Genomic DNA, 26,145 nt, shown 5'->3' with positions numbered 1-26,145 from the left:
ATTATTTAGCCACTTTTTCAGATGAAGACTTCAATACAGATTTCACCTCAGCCATGTTGATCACAGGGAAAAACTTCGCAAACAAGAAGAATAAGGTGAAGAACAAACCGAACGTAAAGAGGTAAACTCCTACATCAGCCCAAGTTGGATAAAACATCGCCCAAGAAGATGGAAGATAATCTCGATGAAGCGAAGTAACAATAATTACAAATCGCTCAAACCACATCCCAATATTCACCACTAAGGACAACAGGAAAGTAGCAACTATGGAAGTTCGAATTTTCTTAAACCAGAACAACTGGGGAGAAATCACATTACAGGTCATCATGGACCAATAAGCCCACCAATAAGGACCCGTTGCTCGGTTGATAAAGGCATATTGTTCTGCCTCCACTCCTGAATACCAAGCGATAAAGAACTCGGTAATGTAGGCAATACCCACAATTGAACCCGTAATGATGATCACAATATTCATCAACTCAATGTGTCCGATCGTGATGTAATCCTCCAGTTTAAATACCTTTCGCGTAATGATCATGAGAGTCAATACCATCGCGAAACCTGAGAAAATTGCACCTGCAACGAAATAAGGAGGGAAAATGGTTGTATGCCATCCCGGAATCACCGATGTGGCAAAGTCAAAGGATACAATCGTATGAACTGATAGTACCAAAGGCGTTGCAAGACCCGCTAAAATTAAAGAAACCGATTCATAACGCATCCATGTTTTGGCAGCCCCATCCCAACCAAAGGAAAGTGCACCATAGATTACTTTTCTTAAGCCAGTCGCTCTGTCCCGAATCGTGGCAAAATCTGGAATTAATCCGATGTACCAGAATACCAAAGAAACTGAGAAGTAAGTCGAGATCGCGAAAACGTCCCAAAGCAAGGGAGAGTTGAAATTAACCCAAAGCGAGCCAAAGGTATTGGGTAGTGGAAGAGCCCAATAAGCTCCCAACCAAGGTCTTCCCATGTGAATCACCGGAAACATCGCCGCACAAATAACAGCGAAAATGGTCATTGCTTCTGCAGCTCGGTTGATGGATGTTCTCCACTTTTGTCTGAAAAGCAATAAAACTGCTGAGATTAGAGTACCGGCGTGACCGATACCAACCCACCAAACAAAGTTGGTGATATCCCAAGCCCAACCGATTGTTTTATTTAACCCCCACATACCAATGCCTTCCCATAGTGTCGCGATAAGTGCAATGGAGCCTAACGCTAAGACGCCTGCTGCTGTCAGAAAGGCCAAAAGCCAACCCACTGAGGGCTTACCTTCTACCTGTCGGGCCACGTCATGGGTCACATCATGGTAAGTTTTACCACCGGTGACTAAAGGTTGACGTACGGATGAAGTAACCTGCATAGTTTATAAAATTATGATTACGCTTCGTTTTTATCTTTATTTCTGATTTTGGTAAAGTACCAAACGTTTGGACTCACGTTGATCTCCTCCAATACATGGTACGCTCGTTCCTCATTCACTTCCTTTTGTGCAGAAGTAGAATTTTCCTCAATTTTCAAGAGTTGAGAAACTTTGCTGCTTGGATCATTCATATCCCCAAAAACCAAAGCATCAGTAGGACAAGCCACCGCACAAGCCACGTTGATTTCTCCATCTTGTACTTTACGCTTTTCACGCTTGGCAGCCAATTTTCCTGCCTGGATTCGTTGCACACACATTGAGCATTTTTCCATTACACCACGTACACGGACCGTTACGTCAGGATTCAAAACCATTTTACCCAAGTCGTCGTTTTGAGCAACATTGACTCCAGCAAAATCCTTGTTATCATGGTATTTAAACCAGTTGAATCGACGCACCTTATACGGACAGTTATTTGCACAATAGCGAGTACCGATACATCTGTTATAGGTCATTTGATTCAACCCCTCTGAAGAGTGCGTGGTCGCTGCCACCGGACATACCGTCTCGCATGGCGCATTATTACACTGCTGACACATCATCGGCTGGAATGTCACTTCCGGATTCTGGGAAGCTACCTCCATTCCATCCAAATCATCTGCAGGAGCATCAGAAGAATAGTACCGGTCAATTCTGATCCATGCCATTTCTCTTCGGTTCAGAACTTCCTGCTTTCCGACCACAGCGACGTTGTTTTCCACTTGACAAGCAACTGAACAAGCCGAACATCCAATACAGGAGTTCATGTCTATGGCCAAACCCCAGTGATGCTGAGAATATTGATGCCCTTTCCAAAGCGAGATTTTGGAAGGCTTTACAAATTCACCGTCTTTGTAGATTTCTGGCTTATATCTTCCGGCAGAAGCATCTTGCTTGTATTCAGCTAAGGTAGCTTCTTGAATCACGTTCTCCCGACCCATAAAAGTCTGGTGAGTCTGAGTTCGTGCGATTTTGTAAGAATCACCAGATACCTGAACATCCACCCCTGAAATCACCTCAAAATTCACAAAACCTTTGCTGCTATCCAGCAAATCATAAGCATTGACTCCTACTCCATTAGCCACTCGACCGCCTTTGGTACGACCATAACCCAAAGCCAGACCAAAGGTACCTTCTGCTTGACCAGGTTGGATCAAAACTGGAAGGGTAAGAGATTTACCATTGACAGAAATGGTTGCTTTCTGTGTATTTTCTTCGACCATGGAAATTCCATTATCCGAAGCCCATTTCTGAGATACGGTCAAATAGTTGTCCCAGGTAGCCTTGGTGATCGGATCAGGCATTTCCTGAAGCCATGGATTGTTGGCAAACGTACCGTTACCTATCCCTACTTTGGAATAGATTACCAACTCAGCACCTGAATTATCAGCAGAATAAGCAGCTGCTACAGCAGAGGCCGCTGGAGAAACATCCCCTATAGCTACAATCGGAGTAGCTTCGGTTTCTGCTTGTGCCGCATGGACTACACCATTATATAAAGAGCGATCCCAAAATTCTTGGAAAGGAGTTTCTCCTCCCAATTGCGCATAAAGCGTTTCTCTCCAGGTCTGCTGCAAAAAGTCATAGTAATTACTTGTACTACCAGCCCATGTCAAGAAGGAATCTTGCGCTTGACGTGTATCAAATAATGGGGAAATAGTTGGCTGCGCTAGGGAGAAATGTCCGGCTTTTGGCTGGAAATCATTCCAAGACTCCAAGAAATGATGATCTGGCGCTTGAATTTGAACCAAGGAAGCAGTTTCATCAGGAGTTCCATTGGTAGAAATACTTACCCGAGCTTTAGCAATACCTTCGGCGATTTCAGCTCCACGAGCATGATCGTACACAGGATTACAGTTATGGAAAATTACAGCACCGATTTGACCACCTGTTAACTGATCCACAAATTGGTTCATTCGCGCATCATCACCTCTTCTGAAGAACACCGGTGTAGAAAAATCCACGGTGGTTCCGTTATTCCCTAGAAGCTCGTTAATCGCATGGATCACAACCTGAACATTCGGATCATTGGATCCGGAAACCACCAAAGAAGCTCCTCTGGAGGCCCAAAGATCATTGGCTGCTTTTTCGAGATTTGCAACTTCGACTGCTGGGGCAGAAACACGAGATGCTCCTGCTTTTGCTGCAATCAAATTATACAATCCCAAAACTGCCAATCCACTTTGAGAAGCTTTGATTGGCGTGCGGTAATCAGCATTTGCACCAGTCAAAGAAAGATTGGACTCAAACTGGTAATGTCTGGACATCTCCGGATTCTCTTTGCTGATTTTACGGGTTTTTCCGTACTGACCTGCAAATTCAATTGGAGAAATCCAAGTTCCTAAGAAATCAGCTCCAAAGGAAACGATGGTTTTGGCCTGATCAAAATTATAAGAAGGAACTACACTTTGACCATAATAGGTTTCGGAAGCTTTCTTTATGCCGTAATTGGAAAGGGGATCGTACATGATTACTTCCACATCTCCGAAAGTAGCGGTAAACTGTTCGATTACTTTTTCAGTGGAAGGGGACAAAATCGTGTTGGACACAATTTTAATTGATCCAGCTCCAGCAAGACTTGATTTCACCTGTGCGTCTACTGTAGCCCAATCGGATTTTTCACCGTTTAGTGTAGGACCGGTCAGACGATGCTTGTCGTAAAGTGATAGCACAGAGGCTTCCACAATGGCATTTACTTTTCCTTTATTTACAGGAGAAAGCTCATTACCATCTATTTTGATCGGTCGCCCTTCACGTGTTTTTACCACTACAGCAGCATAATCACCGCCAGAAGCAAACGTAGAAGCGTAATAATTAGGAATAGAAGGGTTGATATCTACCGGCTTATTCACGTATGGAATAGCCTTTCTAACCGGAGCTTCACAAGCAGCCAAAGAAGCTGCTGCTAAGCTGAATCCCATCAGTTTCAGAAAATCTCTTCTGGAAGCACTACCATCCTCGCCCAATGCGGAAGGAAGCTCAGGAAATTCCCGGTCGGCATGCTTTACAAACTCTGGATCATTGTTGAGCTGCTCTAGCCCTTTCCAGTATGTTTTTTTAGTTTCCTTCATTTTATGATCTAGGAATGAATTTTCGAATTGATAAATTAATAGTGGCACTTAGCACATTCGAGACCGCCGATGTCCTTAACTTTTAAGGCATCCTTGGAGTCGGAGTGTAACTGGACCAACTTATCGTAATATTCATTGCCATCTGCGGCAATTTCAGTCTGTCTGTGACAATCGATACACCAACCCATTGTCAAGGAAGAGTGCTGATAAACCACTTCCATCTCTTCGATGGGACCATGACAGGTCTGACATTCAATCTCACCTACTTTTACGTGTTGAGAGTGGTTGAAATAAGCCAAATCTGGGAGGTTGTGAACCCGTACCCATTCAATCGGCTTATTATTATCTACGGCATCGTAGATTTTTTGAATTTCTGGAGAAATTCCTTCTTTCCCTTGCACGTTCTGCACATGCGTATGGCAATTCATACAAATGTTGGCAGAAGGTATGTTTGCCGATTTTCCAATTTCCACACCGGTATGGCAATATTGACACTCGATTTCTAGAGTACCGGCATGGAGTGCGTGAGAATAGGCAATCGGTTGAGTAGGTGCATATCCTTGCTGAATCCCTACTCCATATAATCCGTCAATTGCCGTTTTAGCTACCAAGGCCACCACGATCGCAGTCACAATAATGATGAATCCATCACTTTTGAGGATTTTCCCAACATCAAATTTCTGAGAAACAAATTCTTTGTCATCCTCTGGCAAATCCTGCTTGTTGATGTATTTGGTTAGGACAGAAATGATTAAGCCCAATACGATCAAAATCAGCAACAAGACAATCACCAAAACCACTACGATAATGGTTAGGTATTCGGTAGGAATTCCTCCTCCACCGCCGGATACTTCGCCACCCTGGCCTGCAGCAGAGGCAGCTTCAGCAGCAGGATCCACTTTGTCTCCATATTCGATGTAAGAGAGCAAATTGTCTAAATCAGCATCAGTCAAGAAAAGATGATTGGGCATTTGCAGGTTCCCATATTCCTCATACAACTTATTGGCGTAATCGTCCCCTGAGGCAATTACTTCCTGCGAATTGACAATAAATCGCTTGGCCCATTCAATGGACTGCCGATCAGTGATACCTCTCAGGGCTGGACCAACTACCTTCTGATCCAATTTGTGACAAGTTTTACAGTTTGCATTGAAAACTGTCTTTCCTGCTGAAATGGCCTCTTCACTTTCTGACACCGCCGGATCTGCAGCAAAAACCTGCGTCCCGACCAGAAAGAAAAACAGCACTGCCAGTGTGTGGAAATTCCATCGAACCCCTACTAACGAGCGTTTGGATAACATATTATAGCTAATTAAATAGTTTAATCGGTTTTAAATAACCCTTGCAAAGGTAGTACCCGGGCTTTATTTTTCAAACATGAATTGAAAGCTCAGTGTAGCCTTTAATCTGTAACATTTGAGTGATTAATCTATTGATCTTCAATTTATTAACCTCCTTTTAGAAAAGTATTTATAATTTAGAATCTTTATAAATAATAAGCAAAAAAGCCTATTTTCAAAGAGTCCAAAAAAACAACAAATACTGTGTTTTTTTTTCAAGTAAAACCTTCCTCTCATTTCTCTAATCCTTGACTTTTCAAAATTTTTCCTCTACACTCTTTTGTACCGATAAGTTTAATGTCTACATTTGCATTCCGAATTAAAAAGGTCGCGTGGCCGAGTGGCTAGGCAGAGGTCTGCAAAACCTTGTACAGCGGTTCGAATCCGCTCGCGACCTCCACCCAAAAGCATCCTGAAAGGGATGCTTTTTTTTATTGGAAATTGGGTAAAAACCCAAACCTACTATTTTTTCTTTGGCAAATATCCCCATAAACTATTCAGCCTTCCCTCTTCCCCTGGATAGCACAGTTTTAGTATTTGGATTAAAGTTTTTTTATCTTAAACACCACGCTTTCCAAAACGAAAATGAAAACTATTAACTTTCAACTCAATGGTCAATCTAAATCGGTAACGGTCGATCCTGAGGAGCCACTTTTGTATGTTCTTAGAGAGGAATTTGAATTGAATGGTGTCAAATTCGGATGTGGCCTTCATCAGTGTGGAGCTTGTATGGTTCTGGTCGATGGACAAGCACGCTATACTTGCCGGACCGGAAGTGGGGAATTTGAAGGCAAGAAACTTGAAACTCTAGAGGGACTTGAACGCCAGGACAAACTCCACCCGGTTCAAGAAGCCTTTATAGAAGTACAAGCTGCTCAATGCGGCTATTGCCTCAATGGAATGCTCATCGCAGCTGTGGCACTTTTGAGAGAAAACCCAAATCCAAATGACGCTGAAATCCGAGACGCCCTTCAACCTGTCATCTGCCGATGTGGAACGCATTCTCGCTTTTTGAAAGCAGTCAAATTAGCCGCCCAAAAAACTTAATAAGCCATGTTACAGCCGCTCAAAAGAAGGGCTTTTCTCAGAACCTCCGGACAATTACTCCTAGGATTTAACCTTTTCCCTTTCCTTCAATGTACTCCCCAAGAATCCATTGAAACACAAAACCCCTACTATGGAATTCCCGAACGACCCCATGCAGGAAGAGATATCATTGACTCTTGGATTAGGCTTGATGCAGCAGGATACCTCACCGTACTAACCGGCAAACAGGAATTAGGACAGGGAATCCGCACTGCTTTGCTTCAAATTGCAGCCGAGGAATTGGAAGTTCCAGTTGAAATCTGTCATATCATTAATGGAGATACCGGACAAACCGCAAATGAAGGCTACACCGCCGGGAGCAACTCTGTGGAAGGAAGTGGTAGGGCCATTCGTCAGGCAGCTGCTGCGGCAAAACAAGTTTTGATTCGAGAAGCAGCCAAAAAGTGGAAGATATCCGCAGGTCAAATCCAGGTGAAATCAGGCGTCATTTTGGGTCCGGAAAACCAAAAAATCAGCTATTGGGAATTATTGGAAGGGAAGTTTATAGAAGAAAAGGTGAATGATCAAGCCCCCATAAAAGACCCAAAAAACCATGAAGTAGTCGGCAAATCAATTCCCAGAGCAGACATCGAATTACTGGTCCGGGGCAAATCCCATTTCGTGCACGACCACAGACTACCCGGAATGCTTCATGCTCGGGTCTTGCATCCGCCCGTTTATGGGTCTAAACTCAACAAGCTGGATAACGGTCAAATTCTCATGATCGAAGGGGTGGAACAGGTGATCGTCGATGGGAGCTTTGTGGCCTTGGTTGCCCGACGAGAATACCAAGCAGTTAAAGCCTGGCAGAAAGCCAAAGAAATTGCCGAATGGGAACAAGAGCAGATTTCGGTTGATCCAACTGGGCTCTTTGAGCACATGGAGCAGACCTCGGAAAATTCAAAAGAGGTAGAATCCAGGGGAAATAGTCCAGCCAAATTAAACAACTCTTCCAAAAAAATCTCAGCCACGTATCAAAAACCCTATCACCTGCATGGGTCCATGGGTACGGGCTGTGCAATAGCAAAGTGGGAAGGCGGGAACTTGACAGTTTGGTCACCAACTCAGGGAGTTTATCCGTTACAAAACACCCTGTCCGATTTGTTGAGCCTGGAAAAAGAATCGATTCGCTGTATCGGCATGCCAGGTTCGGGATGCTATGGACACAACAGTGCCGATGATGTTTCCGCAGAGGCTGCACTGATTGCCAGCAAGATACCTGATACGCCCATCCGGCTCCAATGGATGCGTGAAGATGAACATCAGTGGGAACCCTTTGGTACGGCCATGCAGGTAAAACTCGAGGCGGCTGTAGATGAGAATGGAAAAATCACAGCTTGGAAAAGTCACATCTGGTCGGATGCACACAGTACCCGACCCAATGGACAAGCCGGTCACTACATTTCGGCAAGACACTTGGAAAACCCATTTGAATTTCAAAAGGGTGGATTTTCGGGAGGTTCTTATCGCAATGCCCTTCCACTTTATGGCATTCCGGATGTCCAAATCTTGCTTTCCAACTATGATGGCCCCTTACGAACTTCAGCCTTGAGAAGCCTTGGAGCTTATGGGAATATCTTTGCCCTAGAATGTTTTATGGATGAACTTGCCCAATTAGCCAATCAAGATCCTTTTGATTTTCGAATCAAAAATCTGGAAGATCAACGGGGAATTGCCGTTTTGGAAAAGTTAAAATCCGAAACCAACTGGAATGGAAAATCTCCGAATGAAAAATCTACTTGTGGAATCGCCTTTGCCAAATACAAAAACTCAGCTTCCTATTTTGCAGTTTTGGCTGAAATCGAACCGGGTTCGGACGATAAAAAATACAAGCTCAAAAAACTAATCGGTGTCATCGAATCCGGCCAATGCATCAACCCCGATGGACTCAAAAACCAAACCGAAGGTGGAATGATTCAATCAGCCAGTTGGACCATTTTGGAGCAAGTGGAATTTGACTCGGAAGGGATTCAAAGCAAGGACTGGAGTTCTTATCCGATTTTGAGAGCTAAATCTATTCCCGAAATCGAGGTACACATCATCAACCGGCCGGAGGAACCTCCTCTTGGCGCCGGCGAAGCCGCACAAGGTCCAGTCGCTGCTGCAATGGTCAATGCGCTTTCCTCTGCCTTAGGAGAGCGGATCCGAAAATTGCCTTTGAGGGAATATGTTACAGCATAAAAAAAGTGGCTGCCTTTCGACAGCCACTCTTTATCTATTTAAGCGGTTTAAGCTATTACTTCTTGCCGCCTTCCATTTTCTCTTTCAACTCTGCCAACGCATCCAAATCACCTAGGGTAGATTTTTCTGCAGGAGAGTTATCAGCAGAATCTTCTTTCTTCTTCGCTGGCTTCTTAGCTGCAGGAGCCGGCTTCACATCTTCGCGGAAGGTAGCCGTATGAGAAAGTACAATTCGCTTATCGTCCTTGGAGAATTCCATCACTTTGAAGTCAAGCGATTCGCCTACTTCTACTTGTGAACCATCCGCTTTTTCCAAGTTTTTGGAAGTAGCAAATCCTTCCAATCCGTAAGGTAGCTCAAGTACAGCACCTTTATCGTTTTTGGAAACAACGGTACACTTGTGATCTGAGCCGATTGGGAATACGGTTTCAAAAGTATCCCATGGATTCTCTTCCAACTGTTTGTGACCCAAAGCCAATCTTCTGTTGTCTACGTCAAGCTCAAGAACAGCTACTTCTAGCTCATCTCCTACCTTGACAAACTCAGATGGATGTTTGATCTTTTTAGTCCAAGACAGATCAGATACGTGAACCAATCCGTCGATTCCTTCTTCCAATTCCAAGAATAGACCAAAGTTGGTCAAGTTTCTTACCACACCTTTGTGCTTAGTACCCACGGAATACTTAGTAGACATATCGCCTTTTGTCCATGGATCTTCGGTCAATTGCTTGATGCCTAATGACATTTTGCGATCGTCTTTGTCCAATGTCAATACTACAGCTTCAATTTCGTCACCTACTTTAACAAAGTCGGCTGGATTTCTCAAGTGCTGAGACCAGCTCATCTCGGAAACGTGAATCAAACCTTCTACGCCGGGAGCCAATTCCAAGAATGCTCCGTAGTCAGCTACGTTTACAATCTTACCTTGTACTTTGGATCCAACTTCAAGGTTAGAAGCCAAAGAATCCCAAGGATGAGAAGTCAACTGCTTCATACCCAACGAAATTCGCTTCTTGTCTTCGTCGAAGTCCAATACCACGATCTGAACCTTCTGATCCAGTTCCAATACTTCTTCCGGATGATTGATTCGTCCCCAAGAAATATCGGTGATGTGAAGCAATCCATCTACACCACCCAAATCGATGAATACACCGAAGTTGGTCATGTTCTTGATTACCCCTTCCAAAACTTGACCTTTTTCGAGGTTGTTGAGGATTTCTGCTTTTTGCTTTTCAAGATCCTTCTCGATCAAGACTTTGTGAGAAACGACTACGTTATCGTTAGCGTGGTTGATTTTCACCACTTTCACTTCCATTTTCTTACCTACATAGATGTCAAAATCTCTGATAGGCTTTACGTCAATCTGAGAACCTGGCAAGAAGGCTTCTACCCCGTAGATATCCACGATCAAACCACCTTTAGTTCTTCGCTTCACCAAACCTTCGATTACGCTATCATTTTCGAATGCGCTCTCGATATCCTGCCAAGCTTTAACGATTTTTGCTTTTTTACGGGAAAGGATTAATTGACCGAGTGCATTTTCCTGCTCCTCGATAAATACCTCCACTTCGTCCCCAGGCTTAATGGATTCCAAATCACGGAATTCACTGATAGGCACCAAACCATCGGATTTGAATCCGATATTGATGATCACGTCCTTGTCGTTCACACCAACCACAGTTCCTTTGATCACCTCTTTCTCGGTGATCTCATTCAACGTACCTTCGTACATTGCGGCCATCTGCTCACGCTGGTCTTTAGAATAGCCTTCTCCGAATCCTTTGGTTTCGAAGTCTTCCCAGTTAAAATCTTCTTTGTTAGACATAATAAATAATGACCCTGAAAATTCCGTCTGTCCACGGGTCAGAAAACAGCGGTTTTTGAGTTGTAAATCAATGCTTTAGCCGAAGCTAAAACACTCCGCTCACTCGAACGGACTGCAAAGGTACTGATTTTCTGTAATTTCAAGAAAAGAGGACTAAAAAAATCAAGGTTTGGGATCAGTCGCAACTCACTATTGAAGTCTGAATTTATAATTTTACCAGCCCAAAGAAAAAGCCCTCTCCGATTTTGAATCAAAAAGGGCCTTGCAAGCAAAGAGTGAAAGGATTATTACGAGCTCAAAATTAAGTAATTTTCGGAATGATTAAACTATTTCAATGGATTTATACCATTTATTCTGGACTTCTATTCATTACTTTAATGTTGATTTTCGGGATCTTCATTGTGTTACCCATTTTGATTTCCGATCGAGGAGACCGGATATCTTTTGTCTTTATTCGAGCTTGGGCAGGAGTTTGGTCATTTCTATCCGGAATCCGATATCAAATAGAAGGTCGGGAATTGATAGATCAGCAGAAGACCTATATCTATATTTTTAATCACCGCTCCTTGATCGATGCACCCGTAATTCCCATGGCCATTCCACAAGCACTTCGAGCCTTGGGAAAAAAAGAATTGTCCAAGATCCCGATTTTTGGTTGGGTGGTTGGAAGGCTTGCCATCTGGGTAGATCGCACTTCTACTGAATCCCGAAAAGAGAGTATTCAAAAACTAATTCAAATTCTATCCCAAGGAAAATCCGTGGTTGTCGCACCCGAAGGCACCCGAAATGACAGCGACGAAACGCTTCTCCCTTTCCATAAGGGGGCATTTCGCTTGTCGATTGAAACCCAAATTCCAGTGCTTCCCATGGCCGTCATCGGCGCGGATCGAATTATGAAGCGGGGATCGATCTTACTTCGGCCGGGCAAAGTTCGGATCTATTTTTCAGAACCAATCAATCCTCCTGCTCCTTCGGAAAATGCCGTAAATTTATTTGCTGATAAATGCCGAAATCGATTGGAAGCTATGATTCTGACTCATGAATAAAGTCAGGTAAATTATCTTCCTCTTCCAGTAATTCCCCACTCAACTCCTCAAACGCAGCATAAATAATCATATAACTCGTTGGAATCGTCACCAACAAACCCACTAGTAAAAACAAGGCTCCCACCAGGTTGATCAATAGGATCAACAAAAGAAAGAGGAAAAAACGCCACCAAATTTTGGTGATCAATTTCCTGCTCAGCTCCATAGCTGTCCAAAACTCATACCCTCCAAAAATCACCATAGGCAAGGCAAACGTGTAGGCTACCCCTAAATAAATCCCGGGAAGAATCAATAATATCGCCCCAAGAATCGTAAGCATACCGGTAACCAAACTTACCACTACTACCGGGAACCAAAATCTGAATCCTTCGAAGGAATCCATAAACTCAACCGAATCGTTTCTCGAAATCCGGTTTCCCAACAAATAGAAACCAGCGGTCAATGCCGGCCCGACAAACAAGCTGAAAATGGATGAAAAATCCCCCATAAATAAGGTAGCAGCTACAGAAAAGCCGATGACCAAGACCGTATAACCAATTAAAATACCAGGCTGAGCTTTGAAGAGTTCCCAGCCTCCCTTTAATGCCTTATCTATGTCAAAATGAATCGGTTTACTGAGGACTTCCTCAATCTTTCGGGGATCTTTCAAAATTCGATTAATTGGTAAAGGCTTCTAAAATATCGTGTTTGGTAATGATATGAATTTTACCAATATTATCTCGTACCAATACCGCTTTTTCTTTTTCAATCATTGACGATAACACGTCCAAAGTACTATTTCCAGCTACGAATGTCATGGATGACTCCATGACATCGGCAACCGATGCGTCCTTTAAACTGGGGTTTTCGATGATTTTGCTGAGCAACTTGGTATCGGTCACTGAACCTACCACTTCTTCGCCATCCATGACCGGGATTTGAGATACGCTGGTTTTATTCATCAACCCAATCGCATCTTTGATGGAATCTGATTTTTTCACCGAAACCAAAGCATAGGAAGCTGGTCTTTTAGCGATAATATCACGGGCGGTAGCATAGGTTTTATCCTCCAAAAACCCGTGGTTTCGCATCCAGTCATCGTTATAGACCTTCCCTAAATAACGGGTACCGTGATCAGGTAAAATAATGACGAGTTGATCCCCTTCTTTCAGGTTATCCTTTGCCCATTCAAGTGCTCCGTGCACCGCAGATCCACATGACCAGCCGACAAACAATCCCTCTTCCCGTGCCAATCTACGGGTCATTACAGCGGCATCCTTGTCGGTGACCTTGATGAAGTGATCGATTACCTCAAAGTTTACATTCTTAGGCAAAATATCTTCTCCAATCCCTTCAGTCAAATAAGGATAGACCTCCTTTTCGTCAAAAACTCCCGTTTCTTTGTATTTTTTGAACACAGATCCATAGGTATCTATTCCTACAGTGACAATATCCGGATTTTTTTCTTTCAAATAAGTCGCCGTCCCACACATTGATCCACCCGTACCCACTCCTGCTGCATAATGAGTGATCTTTCCTTCGGTATCCTTCCAAATCTCCGGCCCAGTGGTTTCGTAATGCGCTGCGGTATTGGAAAGGTTGTCGTATTGATTGGGATAAAAGGAATTGGGAATATCAGCATTGAGTTTTCGGGCGACCGAATAATAAGACCGTGGATCATCAGGAGAAACATTCGTGGGGCAAACGATCACTTCGGCACCCACTGCCTTGAGAATGTCAATTTTCTCTTTAGACTGCTTGTCTGCCATCGTAAAAATACACTTGTACCCCTTTGCCACAGCTGCTAGAGCAAGACCCATCCCCGTATTTCCGGAAGTGCCTTCGATGATGGTTCCACCCGGCTTAAGAATACCGGCTTTCTCAGCATCCTCCACCATTTTGATCGCCATCCGATCTTTCATAGAATTGCCGGGGTTAAAGTATTCCACTTTGACCAGCACTTCACCTTTGATGTGCTTGGCTATTTTATTCAATCGGATCATCGGGGTATTGCCGATGGTATCAATAATGGAATTATAAATCATAGTCTGTTCTATTTGGTCTGTCAAAATTACAGGAATTTTCTTGCCTACTCGAATGAACCCGTAGAAAACAGAAGAAAATTTGGTGTACTTAATCCATTTTACGACTTAGGTCAAACCTCCTTAAATTCCAGCTTTTTCAGCACATCAAGTACCACATGAACCAAAATTGCGGAAAGGATTCCCATCCCAAGTACCATGACCAGGAGCATCCAAACAAATTGCTTCAAAAACACAAAGATAATCACGGCAAAAATCAAGGTCGGAATAATCCCAAAAAGGAATATCCCTCCAATCATCAGTGGCTTGATCAATTTTTTGTCCCAGCTTTCTTCCAATGCTATCTGAGGAATCAAATTAATGGACAATCCGACAAGGTAGAAAATCAAAATCCCTAGAATAAATAATGGGATGACCAGCAAATGCAGTCCAGCTATAACAACAGCAGGAATAATCAGCACGATTGCAAACAGTAAAATCTGAATCAAATCCAACTTGATCATATTCCAAAATTTAGCCGTCCAGGTTGCTGGAATTAGGAAGAAATATGGTTTTTTCAGATCTCCCACAGAAGCTCTACCGATTCCGGCCAGAAAATAAAACCCCATTAAAATCAACAAATACACATTGAGTACTTTGTGCGAAAACCAATCAAAATGGGAAAGTCCCGCAAAAACAATTCCCAAGCCAGCCATGACCAAACTATAGATCCCAAATAAGGGATGAAAATCCTGCCGGCTGGAGTGGACATAATTTCGCCAATAAAAGGCCTTTGCCCCTGCCCCAAAATCAGGCAACGCCAATTGCTTTTTGGCATTGAGACTGAATGCGCCTTCGGAGGTTTCACTTTTCCCTTTTACTTTTTCCCGTTGCTCTTCATTGGTTTTAGTCGCTTCGAGCACATCCTCGTAATAATATCCTGAAAATTGAATCACCAATCTGACAATCGCATAATATGCCAACAGATAAAGCGCAAAAAAGGTGAATGCTAAAATAAAATTCTGATGAACAAGGTAACCCACCATCCCTCTACTCCAGCCGACAAATGGGAAGAGGTCAAACCAAGGGGAAGCGATCCATGAAAACATCCCCTGCCAAAATTTTTCGGCAAGTAATCCCGGAATCAAAATCATCAATCCCAAAATAACTGAAAGCAAAACGACCCCAGTTTTGATCGTTTCCATCAAATTATACTTTGTATGAAGGGTGTAAATCAAAAAACGGATAGGCGAAAGCAGAAAGAAAAAAAGCGCAAAACCCATCAAAAGAAAGAAAAGATTGTCAGGGCTAAAATCAAACCTGTCGGCCATCTGACTTGCTCCGTATACCAAAAATAAAATACTCCCTCCTAGGGAAGGCAAAATCGACCGGCCCATGTAGTAAATCAAAATATTTTGAGGTTTTGCAGGACTGGTGAACAAATAATTAACATCGGCCATGGAAAAGAAACTCACATTTCGTTTGGTAGCCCGAAATAATTGGTAAACCAAAAACACCAAAACCAAGATAGTCAGTCCTCCACTCAGATTTTGAGCCGCAAAATCCACTTCAGGCAATCCATCTGTTCCCAACTCGGGAATAGACTCATCTTCGGAGCGATTCCGGAGTCGCATGGTGTAGATAAAGAAAAAATACGCCAACATCCCTCCATACGGAAGCAATCGAAGCGGATTTCTAAGAATCAGTAAAAGATTGTTTTTCAGAATAAATAAATCCTTCCTGAAAAGGAGCTTAATCTCTTGCATCTTTGGTCAATTCTAGAAATATGTCCTCCAAACTTTCATTTTCAGAAGTCACAAACTGTTCTTTCAGATTGGCGATGGTGTCATTTCCCAGGATTTTCCCATCTTTCATGATCATAATCCGGTCTGCAATGGACTCCACCGAGTCGATCAAGTGAGTACTAACTAAAATGGTCTTTCCCGCATTTTTGAGATTGGCAAAAATCCGCTTGGTGTTTTTGATCGCTTTTGGGTCCAGTCCAATCATGGGTTCGTCAAAAAACAATACTTGGGGATCAGGCAACAAGGCGCAACAAATCGAAACTTTTTGACGCATGCCCTTGGATAAATCCCGACCCAGTTTAGTTGCCTTATCCGTTAAATCATAGGTTTCCATCAGCTCTTCGGCCTTCTCTTTCCAATTGGAAACGTGGTAAGCTTGAGCAATAAACTGCATATGCTCCCTGACTGTGAGTAGATCATAGACATAGGGGGTTTCAGGAATATAACTAAAAAATCGCTTGGCCTGAACCGAGAGATGATCATGCCCTCCAATGTAAATCTCACCGGAGGTTTTTCGCAGTAATCCCACGATACATTTCATCGTCGTACTTTTCCCGGCACCATTTGGTCCCAAAAGACCTACTACCTCTCCTCCTTCTAACTGAAAAGTAATATTATCTACCGCAAGGTGCTTTCCGTATTTTTTGATCAAATTTTTTACTTGAAGCATGAAAAGTGTATTTTTTGCTAAAACTAAAAGACTTATGAGTAAGTTTATACGAAATGGAATCTTTTTTGAGCAAAGAATTTCAAAAAATAACCAAACATACCCCATGAAAAAATTCGCATTTATCTTCGCGTTCCTATTTACCAGCATGCTATCCTATGGTCAGCAGGCTGGCAAGTTCCGGTTTGGGATGGATCTGGGTCCAGCTATTCCTCAAGGAGGAGGAATCGGCGTTCTTTTTAATCTTGAACCAAAAGTCAATCTGGCGAATAATCTAAATCTTGGCCTGAGGATGGGAATCGCAGGAATCGCTAAAGATGTGACTTACTATGATATCTCCGAGGACTACCAAGGTGAAGTTTCCGCGAATGCCTCTGTCGGAGGAACCTTAGATTATTATTTTAATAATGGGGGAAGTAATTTTGCCCCGTTTATTGGGGCAGGGTTTGGGTATTATGCCTTAAGTGCAGTAGAGATCGATGCCTCCACAATAGACAATAGCGATGTAGGGGATTTGGAAGCGACTTTTGAGTGGGCCCCGATGGTCCGGGCTGGCGTGGAACTTGGCAAATTCAGAATGGGAGCCGAATACAATTTTGTACCGACTAGTAACCTTCAGGACACCTCTGGGCAAGTCATTGGGGAAGCCATCAACCAATATTTTGGATTTACACTGGGGTTCTATGTAGGAGGAGGTAGATGGAGAGGAATTTAAACTCATGCCTAACCAAGCTAACTTCGTAAGAAGCGAAAGCGGCTGTCTCTAAAATTTAAGGCAGCCGCTTTTTTCTTGCTCGTGATTTTAATTTCTGACTCCTGCCAACAGGTAGAGTACAGCCATTCGCACAGCGACCCCATTCTGCACTTGCTCTAAAATGATGGAGTGCTCTGAATCTGCCACATCTGAAGATAGCTCTACCCCTCGATTAATTGGACCGGGGTGCATGATGACGATTTCTTTATTGAGTTGATCCAGCAGCTTTTTATTAATGCCGTAATAGAGGGAATATTCACGAAGACTCGGGAAGTATTTAATTTGTTGACGCTCAAGCTGAATCCGCAGTACATTTGCCACATCACACCATTCCAAAGCTTTTTTGACGTCAAGCTCTACCTTGACTCCAAGACTTTCAATATGCTTTGGCAATAAGGTAATCGGGCCACAGACCATCACTTCAGCTCCCATTTTTTGAAGACAGAAAATATTGGAGAGTGCCACTCGGGAGTGAAGGATATCCCCTATGATCGCTACTTTTTTGCCTTCCAAGGTACCCAGTTTTTCCCGTATAGAATAGGCATCCAAGAGCGCTTGAGTGGGATGCTCGTGCGTGCCATCCCCGGCATTGACGATATTGGCTTTCACATTTCTTGCCAGAAAATGTGGCGCTCCAGGGCTGCTGTGCCGCATGACCACCATATCCACTTTCATAGAAAGGATATTATTAACGGTATCGACGAGCGTTTCTCCTTTTTTGACAGAACTGTTGCTTGAGGAGAAATTGATCACATCTGCAGAAAGCCGCTTTTCTGCCAGCTCGAATGAAAGTCGGGTTCGGGTGGAATTTTCAAAAAAAACGTTGGCAATGGTAATATCCCGAAGTGAAGGTACTTTTTTGATCGGTCGGTTAATCACCTCTTTGAAGTTTTCAGCCGTATCCAAAATTAGTTGGATATCAGTTGGGGAGAGGTCTTTAATTCCTAGGAGGTGTCGGCTGCTGAGTTGAGACATGGTTAATTTTTGACTTTCTCGGTAATCCAAACTGCATCTTTTTCTTGACCCTGAGACTCCCATTCGACCACTACGTATTGGGACTCGAGGGTATTGACCCGGATTCCAAAGTAATCCGGCATGATTGGGTAATCTCGTGTAAGCTTCCGGTCCACAAGGACCATCAATTCTACTTTTTGAGGTCTTCCGAAGGCAATCATTGCATCCATGGCTGCCCGTACGCTTCTGCCTTTGTAAAGTACATCATCTACCAAAATCACGCTTTTCCCTTCTACCAAAAAATCAATTTTAGTCTCATTGGCCTTCAACGGAAAATCTCTCCTTCGAAAATCGTCTCGATGAAAAGTAGCATCCAAGTAGCCAAAAGGCACTTTTTTGCCAGAAATCCGCTCCAGTACAGGAGCCAAATGATCCAATAGAATTACTCCTCTAGGCTGAAGCCCTAGAAGAACTGTGTTTTCAAAATTGTGATGGTTTTCGATCAATTGATGGCAAAACCGTTGAATGATTATCCCGATTTGCTCCTGATCTAAGACTAGCCTTTTTTGCATGGGTTGGATTTGCCGGTAAATATATAAAGAATTTCTACTCGAGTTTCTCTTCCGGCTCGTACAAATCCCCCGCGAATAAAACTTTGCTCACAAAATACACATCCCGAGTTGCCGAACCACCCTCCTCTTTTTGGTATCTGATCTTCTGGGTCCCCGCCAGTAAAAAATATCGATCATACCAATGGATTAGCCTCAGCGTATGGTAATCAGTTTGCGAGATTCGCTCATTTTCCTCAATCAATTCTATCTCAAAATCCAAATCTTCAAACACTTTTTCGCCTGATTTAAGATAAGAAAGAACGATTTTATCATCTCTCACATAGGCGTGATAAAACTCATCCTCCACTAACGCTATTTGCCCGAAACTTTCCGGATAATTTGTTCTAAGGTTATTGTAGGTGGTAGCATTATCCCATACTACCTGACCTTCATTCCCCAGCCGAACAAAATGAGCAGAGACATAGGTAAATTCAGTTTCTACTTGAAAATTGAGGTTATTTGGAGAAACAGGGGTCGTTGGAAATGGATCATAAACCCCACCTCCCCCTAGTCCTTGATTGGGAAAGGGGCGGTATATGGTACGGGAGCTGTAAGAAGTATTTCGGGAATTCCCTCTCATATTGACCACATCAAAGTGATCAAAATAAAGTAACATCCCGTCATCCAACGGGAGAACCTGTCTGATTGAATAGTTGTCTTGAATACTTGGGATTTTTTCCTTCTTCATCGCTTTTTCTACTTCCTTAGCTTTACGTAACTTTCCCCTTTCATCCAAATAATTGTAGAATTCCGGAAAGTCAGACAAGGTGTACAATCGCTCTTCATATTCCCCAAATTCATTGATATCTAAGGCATACATTCCTTGATAGGAATTCCTACGCTCGAGACCAAAAGCTCCGACCATCATCTGACTATAATTAGATCCTGAAACCAAAATGGCATCCATAATCTCTTGATCTTCATCACCAAACTGGTCAATATCAATCTCTCTGAGCAAATTACCCTCAAGGTCGTAACTATTGATACTGATTTCCCGCTCTCGGTATTTACCTTTCCGGCTCAGTACAACCTCAAAAGACGCAATGTCCTGCCGCTTCCGAATCTGAAGAATCTGGGTATCATTCCCATAAATCCCCTGAACCGTGTGAACAGATTTATTATCCAGGTTGAATACTTGAATCACAGGCCGGGTATCGGGTATTCCCAACACAATTACGCTTCGCTGCTGAACCAAAAACTCACTCAAGGACATCTCTAAAATATTGTTGAGCAGGTATTCCTTTCCTTTTCTGGTCTTTAAATCGATCTCAAGGACATATTTCTCTGAAGAAAGTGAACTTCCCTTTTGAAAAATAATAAATAAATTATTTCCTTCCAGGTCGTAGCCGATCATGTCAAACCCATTTTTGACAGGCAATTCCACGATATTCTCCGAATTGAGATTTTCGTCAGAAATAAAATATTGAAACACCCGATCTACATTGAATGCCCCCTTGGAGATGGTCCGAAATGAAACCAAGCCCTGAGGAATAGGCGCCATTTCAAACGTAGGGTCAAAATCACCAGATTCCACCTCAAATCTAGCCAGGAACTTTACTTGGGCCAGAGTGGAAAAACAGGGTAAAATAAAAAATAATAGGATTAGCGTGTATCTCATTTAGTCATTTTTAGTATCAAATCAAATTCCTCCTTACTTAACGGGAAAACCGACAATCTGGATTGTTTAAACATGGGCAATTGTGTAAGTCTTTCCTCTGCTTTGATTGCCTGAAGGCCAATCGGTGATTCCAACTTTTTGATTGCCCTTAATTCTACGGCGACCCAATCTTCTGCCTTGGGTTCAGGGTAGGCCTCTGCAGCAACCTCTGCGAGTCCTACTACCGCTTTTTCTTTTCCACTATGGTAAAAAAGCACCTGATCCTTGATTTTCATTTCCTTCAGGTAATTTCGCGCTTGATAATTCCGTACTCCGTCCCAGACATCCACTTTCTTGGCTTCAAAATCCTCCCAAGAATAGGAAGTAGGTTCACTCTTTACCATCCAATACTTAAGTTCCATACCCTATTCTGTTTTATGAGCGTGTTCACTCGTTTTCTCAAAACCCTGAATTACATTCAATAGAAATAGGTTTTAAGATAGACTTTTAAACTTTAAATTGAAACAATATTTCTGCACATTTGTCACCAATAAAAGCTAACTAATTAAAAGTTTTGGACCACAAGACCATTTTAAGGAAAATCAAGCTCTGTATCCAACTTATGGAGCTACACGATGAAAACTCTTTTAAAATCCGGAGTTATCAATCTGCCCTGAACGCTCTAGAGCGGGGAGATGCAGATATCATGAACCTAAGCGAATCCGACCTGAGCAAGATTCCAGGAGTGGGTAAGCGTATTTTGGAAGCGATACGTTCTTTGAAAGAAACTGAATCATTTGCCCAACTCGACCAATTGATTGAAAAGACTCCGCAGGGAATTTTGGAAGTGCTTCAGATCAAAGGCTTGGGACCTAAGAAAGTAAAAACCCTTTGGGAGGAACTCGGCATCACCTCCACTCATGAACTGATGGAAGCCTGCCAAAGTGGGAAAGTCGCCAAAATCAAAGGATTCGGAGAAAAAACGCAAGAAACCATCATCCAAAATCTGGAATTCAAAGCCTCCAATGCCGGAAAATGGCTCTATGCAGATATTGAAGAAGTCATCGACTCACTAACCCATAAGCTGAGTGAACAGCTTGCAGAAACCGAATTGGATGCCGTTGGGGAGTTTGCCCGAAAAATGGAAATTATCTCCAAGGCAGAATGGTTGATCAGCTCGGAAAATCTGGCATCAGTTAAAAAATCACTTAAAACCCTTCCCGAATTTGCGATCGATCTAAGTCAGTCCAGCCCATTTTGTTTTCGTGGAAAGATGAAGGAGCTGGATTTAAACTTTGCCATTCATTTTTGTTCCAAGCAGGATTTTCCCAGGAAAAAATATGCTTTAAGTGCCTCTCCATTACATTTGCAATCTTTTTTGACTGAAAAAGAAACCATCGCCGACCAACTGTTGAAGAATGGGTTTAAGGACGATGGCGAATTTTTCAACCAAAACAACCTTCAATTTATTCCGATTGAAATGCGGGAGGGCTTAGATGAGATCCTGCTGGCCAAGGAAAGTAAAATCCCAGACCTTTTGGAGGAGCAAGACCTTAAGGGGATTTTACACAACCACTCTACCTACAGCGATGGAAAACATAGCCTCCGACAAATGGCCGAATACTGTAAGGAATTGGGTTATGAATACTTGGGTATTTCCGATCATTCCCGGACAGCAAGCTATGCCGGAGGCCTAGAAATTGAGAAGGTCCTCAAACAGCACGAGGAAATCAATGCATTGAACCAAGAATTGGCGCCGTTTAAGATATTCAAAGGAATTGAAAGCGACATCCTCGGTGATGGGAGTTTGGATTATCCTGATGAGATTTTGGCCAAGTTCGACTTCATCGTTTCGTCTGTTCATTCCATTTTGAACATGGACGTCACCCGGGCAACCAATCGACTCCTCACTGCAATTCAAAATCCTTACACCACCATTTTGGGCCATCCTACAGGAAGACTTTTGCTCCGAAGAGAAGGTTATCCCATTGACCACAAAGCAATTATCGATGCCTGTGCAGACCATGAGGTAGTGATCGAGATCAATGCCAATCCATGGCGACTGGATTTGGATTGGCGTTGGGTTCGCTATGCAATGGAAAAAGGTGTAAAACTAGCTATCAACCCTGATGCACACGAAATGGAGGGCTACAGGGACATGAAATATGGAGTGCTGGTAGGTAGAAAAGGCGGTTTGACCAAAGAAATGACCCTAAACGCCTTAAACCGAGAAGAAATTTCAACCTACTTCGAAAACCGGAAAAATAAGATCAAAATAAATTCCTAAAACATCTTCTTCAAGAATCAGTTAGCAATCCAAACTAAAAATCCCAAATCCAAAAATCCATGAAAAAAATTACCCAATTATTCCTGGCTATTGCCATGATTGTAGCAACAAGCCTAACTGCCCAAGCACAACTTCAAAGTCCAGCCCTCAGTCCTGCCGCATCGGTATCTCAGGTGGTGGGATTTACTAAAATTAGCATCGATTATTCTTCACCTGCGGTGAAGGGACGTAAAATTTTTGGCGAAATTGAAAAATACGGCGTAACCTGGAGAGCTGGCGCCAATGCTCAAACGATTATTGAATTTAGCACACCGGTAAGCCTGGGCGGTAAAACCCTTCGTGCCGGAAAATATTCTATTTTCATGACCCCTTCCGAATCTGGCGACTGGACCGTTCATTTGAATAGCAAAGCAGCTTCTGTTTTCGCCTACATGAAAGATGGAAAAATTGATGAAAGTGCGGTAGCCAAAGACGATGCAGTTTCATTTTCTGCAACAACTGAACGAGGTGGAAATACCGAACGGCTTCAGTACCATATCTCTGCCGAAGACAACAAAACCGCAAAAGTGACCATGGCTTGGGAAGGGGTAAAAGTTTCATTCTTAGTGGATACGATGGTGGACCAAAAAATAGAGCAGTTTAAAAGCCAATTCTAAACTAACTATTCTTTCAATACCCAAATCCCGTCTACTTCAGGCGGGATTTTTCTTTTCCCCTCCTCATTTAATAGATTTACTAAACCGAATAACCCAGCAAATCATGACTCCTATTCTTCCTGCAGATCAATTAGTCAACTTATCTCAAACCCACGATTTTGTACTTGTAGATGCTCGAAACAACCCAAACCCAAAAAACAGTTTTGAACGGGGACATTTGAAAGGGGCGGTTTTTGTCGATCCTAATTTGGAATTAGCAGATATCAAAATAAACCTGGCAGATGGAGGTCGCCACCCCTTGCCTAAAGCTTCTGACTTTTGTGCTGTTTTGGGTAATTTGGGCATAGACCCAACTTCCCATGTGGTGGTTTACGATGATCAAAACGGTGCAAATCCTGCTGCTCGTTTTTGGTGGATGCTTCGGGCCTTAGGCCATAAAAAAGTGCAGGTACTCGAAGGAGGAATGCAAGCAGCAATTCAGGCTGGCTTTCTTACAGAAATGGGTGAATCTAACCCAACTCCAAAATCCGTTTATCCAGGACAAAACTGGGGTCTTCCGATAGCTACCATGCGCGAGGTTGAGAGAAAAGCAGGAAAAGATGAGACCCTAGTCATCGATGTCCGATCACCTGAGCGATATCGAGGCGAGCAAGAGCCCATTGATTTGATCGCAGGACACATTCCGGGAGCGATCAATATTCCGCTTACAGAAAATATGGATGTGAATGGCCGATTTTTGAGCCCAGAGAAATTGAAATCGAAATATGAATCCGTTTTAAAAGATACTGGTGAGGTGATTGTGCATTGCGGCTCCGGGGTTTCGGCTTGTCATACGCTTTTGGCAATGGATTACGCCGGATTGGAGATCCCAAAACTCTACGTGGGCTCTTGGAGTGAATGGAGTAGAAACGACAAACCGATTGGCAAAACAGAAAACCCGTGATTTTTAAAAATACCTCGACCAAACTAAAGCGTCCACAGACCGCTTCAGAGGAAAAAGCAAATGCATTTTCCCATGGATTCGGTTTAGTTTTAGCCTGGATTGGAATTCCGTTTTTACTCTTTGAAACCTTACAAAACAGCTCATTTTTGATGCTGATCGCTGTGCTATTATTTTGCCTTGGAATCCTAATGGTGTATAGCTTTTCGACGGCTTACCATGCGGCCATCAAGCCCAAAATAAAAGCCCAACTGCAAGTTTGGGATCATATCTCCATTTATTTTTTGATTGCAGGCTCCTATAGTCCCATGCTACTTGCCATCCTAAATCAAAAAACAGCTATTATTTTCCTTTCAATCATCTGGAGTTCGGTCATTATTGGCACTTTTTTCAAAATTTTCTTCACCGGAAGGTTCAAAATTTTATCGGTGGTCATTTATCTAACTATGGGCTGGTTGGCTGTTTTTTTTCTAAATGATCTGATCGAAAACTTGAGTTTGGATATCTTATTCTGGATCGGGGTGGGAGGACTTTCCTATACGGTCGGGGTATATTTTTATATCAAAAGCGAAAAACCTTATTACCATTCGATTTGGCATATCTTCGTACTGCTAGGTACTTTTTCTCATTTCGTTGCTGTGTTTAAGATTAGCTGAGAATCCCGATAAATTCTCAGCAATCGCCTAATCAAAAAAGAAATTATCCATTGATCAATTTTTTGTAAACTATTATATCGTATTCGGTATCTTAAACTTACCCAAATAACCTGACTATGAACTCCAATTCCGCCAATCCCACCCAGCGTTTGGTTTCACTGGACGTGTACCGAGGACTTACCATGTTTTTATTGATCGCCGAAGCTGCTTGGGTGTACCATGCTTTTTTAGCACTTTTCCCGGAAGGCCATTCCCTTCATCCATTATTTCTCCAATTCACCCATCATGAGTGGAATGGGCTGCGTTTCTGGGATTTGATCCAGCCTTTTTTCATGTTTATCGTCGGTGTGGCGATGCCTTTTTCATTGAATAAAAGATTGGCCCTATCCGAGGACCGGAGCAAAGTGACCCTGCATATTCTCAAGCGCTGCTTTATCCTATTTCTGTTCGGTACAGGCCTTCATTGTGTGTACGCTGGGAAAATGGTATTTGAACTTTGGAATGTACTGACTCAACTTTCCTTTACGATATTGATCACTTATTTCTTATTGACAAAAGGCTGGAAAGTCCAGCTGGGAGTGTCTTTGGGTCTGCTAGCTTTAACCGAAATTCTCTATAGAGTATATAATCCCGAGGTTCCATTTGAACATGGAACCAACTTGGGAAACTACACCGATCAACTACTCATGGGCAAAATCAACTCCGGGGGCTGGGTAGCGATCAATGCGATTCCGACTGCTGCTCATACAATTTGGGGAGCGATCTGTGGTAATCTTTTACTTTCAGCAAAAAATCACTCTGAAAAGATCAAAACTATTGCCTTGGCCGGATTGGTAGGGTTGATCATTGGCTATGGGTTGGACTTTGTGGGCATCACTCCCATAATAAAGCGAATCAGCACTATTTCTTTTGTATTTGCTTCCGGGGGTTGGGCATTGGGGGCTTTGGCCTTTTTTTACTGGTGGATCGATGTTAAAAATCAAAGAAAAGGCATATCCCCTTTTTTAATCGTGGGAATGAATTCGATTTTTATCTACCTCTTCGCTGAAATGCTGGGACGATGGATGAATAATACCGTGGGTATTTTCACTGGAGGAATGTTCGGCTGGATGGGATTTGGGGAGCATGGACTATTCCTGATTGCTTCTTTTGGTGCGCTGGCAGCGATGTGGGGATTATGCTATTTCTTGTACCGAAAGGGGATTTTCTTTAGGATTTAACGGGTAACGATTTCCTGATTCGTTTGAAAAAATGTAAAATCAAA

At 42.8% G+C, this 26,145-nt stretch carries 21 protein-coding genes and 1 tRNA gene; 10 read left to right on the top strand and 12 right to left on the bottom strand.

Annotated elements, in window-relative coordinates; translation table 11 throughout:
- Nucleotide 1: 1 nt before the first annotated feature.
- Genes nrfD through Q0L00_RS03250 form a run of 3 tightly spaced genes read right to left on the bottom strand, consistent with a single transcriptional unit; the run spans nucleotide 2 to nucleotide 5,777 of the window.
- Nucleotides 2-1,366 carry an NrfD/PsrC family molybdoenzyme membrane anchor subunit gene (gene nrfD / locus Q0L00_RS03260; protein WP_092793917.1) on the bottom strand — a complete coding sequence of 455 codons (1,365 nt, stop codon included), beginning with the start codon at nucleotides 1,364-1,366 and terminating at the stop codon, nucleotides 2-4.
- Between the two features lie 17 nt (nucleotides 1,367-1,383).
- On the bottom strand, nucleotides 1,384-4,476 hold the full coding sequence (locus Q0L00_RS03255; RefSeq protein WP_297335429.1) for a TAT-variant-translocated molybdopterin oxidoreductase: 3,093 nt from the start codon (nucleotides 4,474-4,476) through the stop codon (nucleotides 1,384-1,386).
- Nucleotides 4,477-4,511: 35 nt separating this feature from the next.
- Nucleotides 4,512-5,777, bottom strand: a complete 1,266-nt coding sequence (locus Q0L00_RS03250) for a c-type cytochrome (protein ID WP_297335428.1) — start codon at nucleotides 5,775-5,777, stop codon at nucleotides 4,512-4,514.
- A 365-nt stretch (nucleotides 5,778-6,142) separates the two neighbouring features.
- On the opposite strand from Q0L00_RS03250, the gene Q0L00_RS03245 reads away from it, so the two are divergent.
- From Q0L00_RS03245 to Q0L00_RS03235, 3 genes are all read left to right on the top strand, one after another.
- A tRNA-Cys gene (locus Q0L00_RS03245) sits at nucleotides 6,143-6,216 on the top strand.
- Between the two features lie 185 nt (nucleotides 6,217-6,401).
- Complete coding sequence (locus Q0L00_RS03240) at nucleotides 6,402-6,863, top strand: (2Fe-2S)-binding protein (RefSeq protein WP_297335427.1); 462 nt, start codon at nucleotides 6,402-6,404, stop codon at nucleotides 6,861-6,863.
- Nucleotides 6,864-6,869: 6 nt separating this feature from the next.
- Nucleotides 6,870-9,083: a molybdopterin cofactor-binding domain-containing protein gene (locus Q0L00_RS03235; RefSeq protein WP_297335426.1), complete on the top strand. Its 2,214-nt coding sequence runs from the start codon at nucleotides 6,870-6,872 to the stop codon at nucleotides 9,081-9,083.
- Nucleotides 9,084-9,138: 55 nt separating this feature from the next.
- Here Q0L00_RS03235 and rpsA read toward each other — a convergent pair whose 3' ends face one another.
- Complete coding sequence (gene rpsA / locus Q0L00_RS03230) at nucleotides 9,139-10,908, bottom strand: 30S ribosomal protein S1 (protein WP_297335425.1); 1,770 nt, start codon at nucleotides 10,906-10,908, stop codon at nucleotides 9,139-9,141.
- A gap of 317 nt (nucleotides 10,909-11,225) precedes the next feature.
- Here rpsA and Q0L00_RS03225 point away from each other — a divergent pair, with 317 nt between their 5' ends.
- Nucleotides 11,226-11,954 (top strand): lysophospholipid acyltransferase family protein, encoded by a 729-nt coding sequence (locus Q0L00_RS03225; protein WP_363318499.1) that lies wholly within the window; start codon nucleotides 11,226-11,228, stop codon nucleotides 11,952-11,954.
- Here Q0L00_RS03225 and Q0L00_RS03220 read toward each other — a convergent pair.
- From Q0L00_RS03220 to Q0L00_RS03205, 4 genes are all read right to left on the bottom strand, one after another.
- Nucleotides 11,932-12,603, bottom strand: a complete 672-nt coding sequence (locus Q0L00_RS03220; RefSeq protein ID WP_297335424.1) for a hypothetical protein — start codon at nucleotides 12,601-12,603, stop codon at nucleotides 11,932-11,934. The genes Q0L00_RS03225 and Q0L00_RS03220 overlap by 23 nt on opposite strands.
- Nucleotides 12,604-12,610: 7 nt before the next feature.
- Nucleotides 12,611-13,978 (bottom strand): pyridoxal-phosphate dependent enzyme, encoded by a 1,368-nt coding sequence (locus Q0L00_RS03215; RefSeq protein ID WP_297335423.1) that lies wholly within the window; start codon nucleotides 13,976-13,978, stop codon nucleotides 12,611-12,613.
- Between the two features lie 110 nt (nucleotides 13,979-14,088).
- Entirely contained in the window at nucleotides 14,089-15,720 is a 1,632-nt protein-coding gene (locus Q0L00_RS03210) for a putative ABC exporter domain-containing protein (RefSeq protein WP_297335422.1), read from the bottom strand.
- Nucleotides 15,707-16,429: an ABC transporter ATP-binding protein gene (locus Q0L00_RS03205; protein WP_297335421.1), complete on the bottom strand. Its 723-nt coding sequence runs from the start codon at nucleotides 16,427-16,429 to the stop codon at nucleotides 15,707-15,709. The genes Q0L00_RS03210 and Q0L00_RS03205 overlap by 14 nt, the downstream gene beginning before the upstream one ends.
- 103 nt (nucleotides 16,430-16,532) lie before the next feature.
- On the opposite strand from Q0L00_RS03205, the gene Q0L00_RS03200 reads away from it, so the two are divergent.
- Nucleotides 16,533-17,141: a hypothetical protein gene (locus Q0L00_RS03200; RefSeq protein ID WP_297335420.1), complete on the top strand. Its 609-nt coding sequence runs from the start codon at nucleotides 16,533-16,535 to the stop codon at nucleotides 17,139-17,141.
- Nucleotides 17,142-17,228: 87 nt separating this feature from the next.
- On the opposite strand, the gene Q0L00_RS03195 is transcribed toward Q0L00_RS03200, so the two are convergent.
- The 4 genes from Q0L00_RS03195 to Q0L00_RS03180 are packed head-to-tail and all read right to left on the bottom strand — an operon-like array spanning nucleotide 17,229 to nucleotide 20,764.
- Complete coding sequence (locus Q0L00_RS03195) at nucleotides 17,229-18,155, bottom strand: aspartate carbamoyltransferase catalytic subunit (protein ID WP_297335419.1); 927 nt, start codon at nucleotides 18,153-18,155, stop codon at nucleotides 17,229-17,231.
- Between the two features lie 2 nt (nucleotides 18,156-18,157).
- The gene (gene pyrR, locus Q0L00_RS03190; RefSeq protein WP_297335418.1) at nucleotides 18,158-18,706 is read right to left on the bottom strand and encodes a bifunctional pyr operon transcriptional regulator/uracil phosphoribosyltransferase PyrR; all 549 of its coding nucleotides are present in this window, start codon (nucleotides 18,704-18,706) and stop codon (nucleotides 18,158-18,160) included.
- Between the two features lie 34 nt (nucleotides 18,707-18,740).
- The gene (locus Q0L00_RS03185; RefSeq protein ID WP_297335417.1) at nucleotides 18,741-20,363 is read right to left on the bottom strand and encodes a hypothetical protein; all 1,623 of its coding nucleotides are present in this window, start codon (nucleotides 20,361-20,363) and stop codon (nucleotides 18,741-18,743) included.
- Nucleotides 20,360-20,764, bottom strand: coding sequence for an EVE domain-containing protein (locus tag Q0L00_RS03180; protein ID WP_297335416.1), 405 nt, complete (start codon nucleotides 20,762-20,764; stop codon nucleotides 20,360-20,362). The genes Q0L00_RS03185 and Q0L00_RS03180 overlap by 4 nt, the downstream gene beginning before the upstream one ends.
- A gap of 200 nt (nucleotides 20,765-20,964) precedes the next feature.
- Here Q0L00_RS03180 and Q0L00_RS03175 point away from each other — a divergent pair, with 200 nt between their 5' ends.
- From Q0L00_RS03175 to Q0L00_RS03155, 5 genes are all read left to right on the top strand, one after another.
- On the top strand, nucleotides 20,965-22,629 hold the full coding sequence (locus tag Q0L00_RS03175) for a DNA polymerase/3'-5' exonuclease PolX (RefSeq protein ID WP_297335415.1): 1,665 nt from the start codon (nucleotides 20,965-20,967) through the stop codon (nucleotides 22,627-22,629).
- A gap of 59 nt (nucleotides 22,630-22,688) precedes the next feature.
- The gene (locus tag Q0L00_RS03170; RefSeq protein WP_297335414.1) at nucleotides 22,689-23,285 is read left to right on the top strand and encodes a DUF2911 domain-containing protein; all 597 of its coding nucleotides are present in this window, start codon (nucleotides 22,689-22,691) and stop codon (nucleotides 23,283-23,285) included.
- A 103-nt stretch (nucleotides 23,286-23,388) separates the two neighbouring features.
- Nucleotides 23,389-24,228, top strand: coding sequence for a sulfurtransferase (locus Q0L00_RS03165; protein ID WP_297335413.1), 840 nt, complete (start codon nucleotides 23,389-23,391; stop codon nucleotides 24,226-24,228).
- Nucleotides 24,225-24,881: a hemolysin III family protein gene (locus tag Q0L00_RS03160; protein ID WP_297335412.1), complete on the top strand. Its 657-nt coding sequence runs from the start codon at nucleotides 24,225-24,227 to the stop codon at nucleotides 24,879-24,881. Before Q0L00_RS03165 ends, Q0L00_RS03160 begins: the two co-directional genes overlap by 4 nt.
- A 116-nt stretch (nucleotides 24,882-24,997) precedes the next feature.
- Nucleotides 24,998-26,101, top strand: a complete 1,104-nt coding sequence (locus Q0L00_RS03155) for a DUF5009 domain-containing protein (RefSeq protein ID WP_297335411.1) — start codon at nucleotides 24,998-25,000, stop codon at nucleotides 26,099-26,101.
- Nucleotides 26,102-26,145 lie beyond the last annotated feature (44 nt).

It is taken from the genome of Algoriphagus sp. (genome assembly GCF_024305035.1).
Classification (GTDB): Bacteria; Bacteroidota; Bacteroidia; order Cytophagales; family Cyclobacteriaceae; genus Algoriphagus.
The sequence above is the reverse complement of the archived record's forward strand: the minus strand, read 5'-3'. Positions and strand labels throughout refer to the sequence as shown.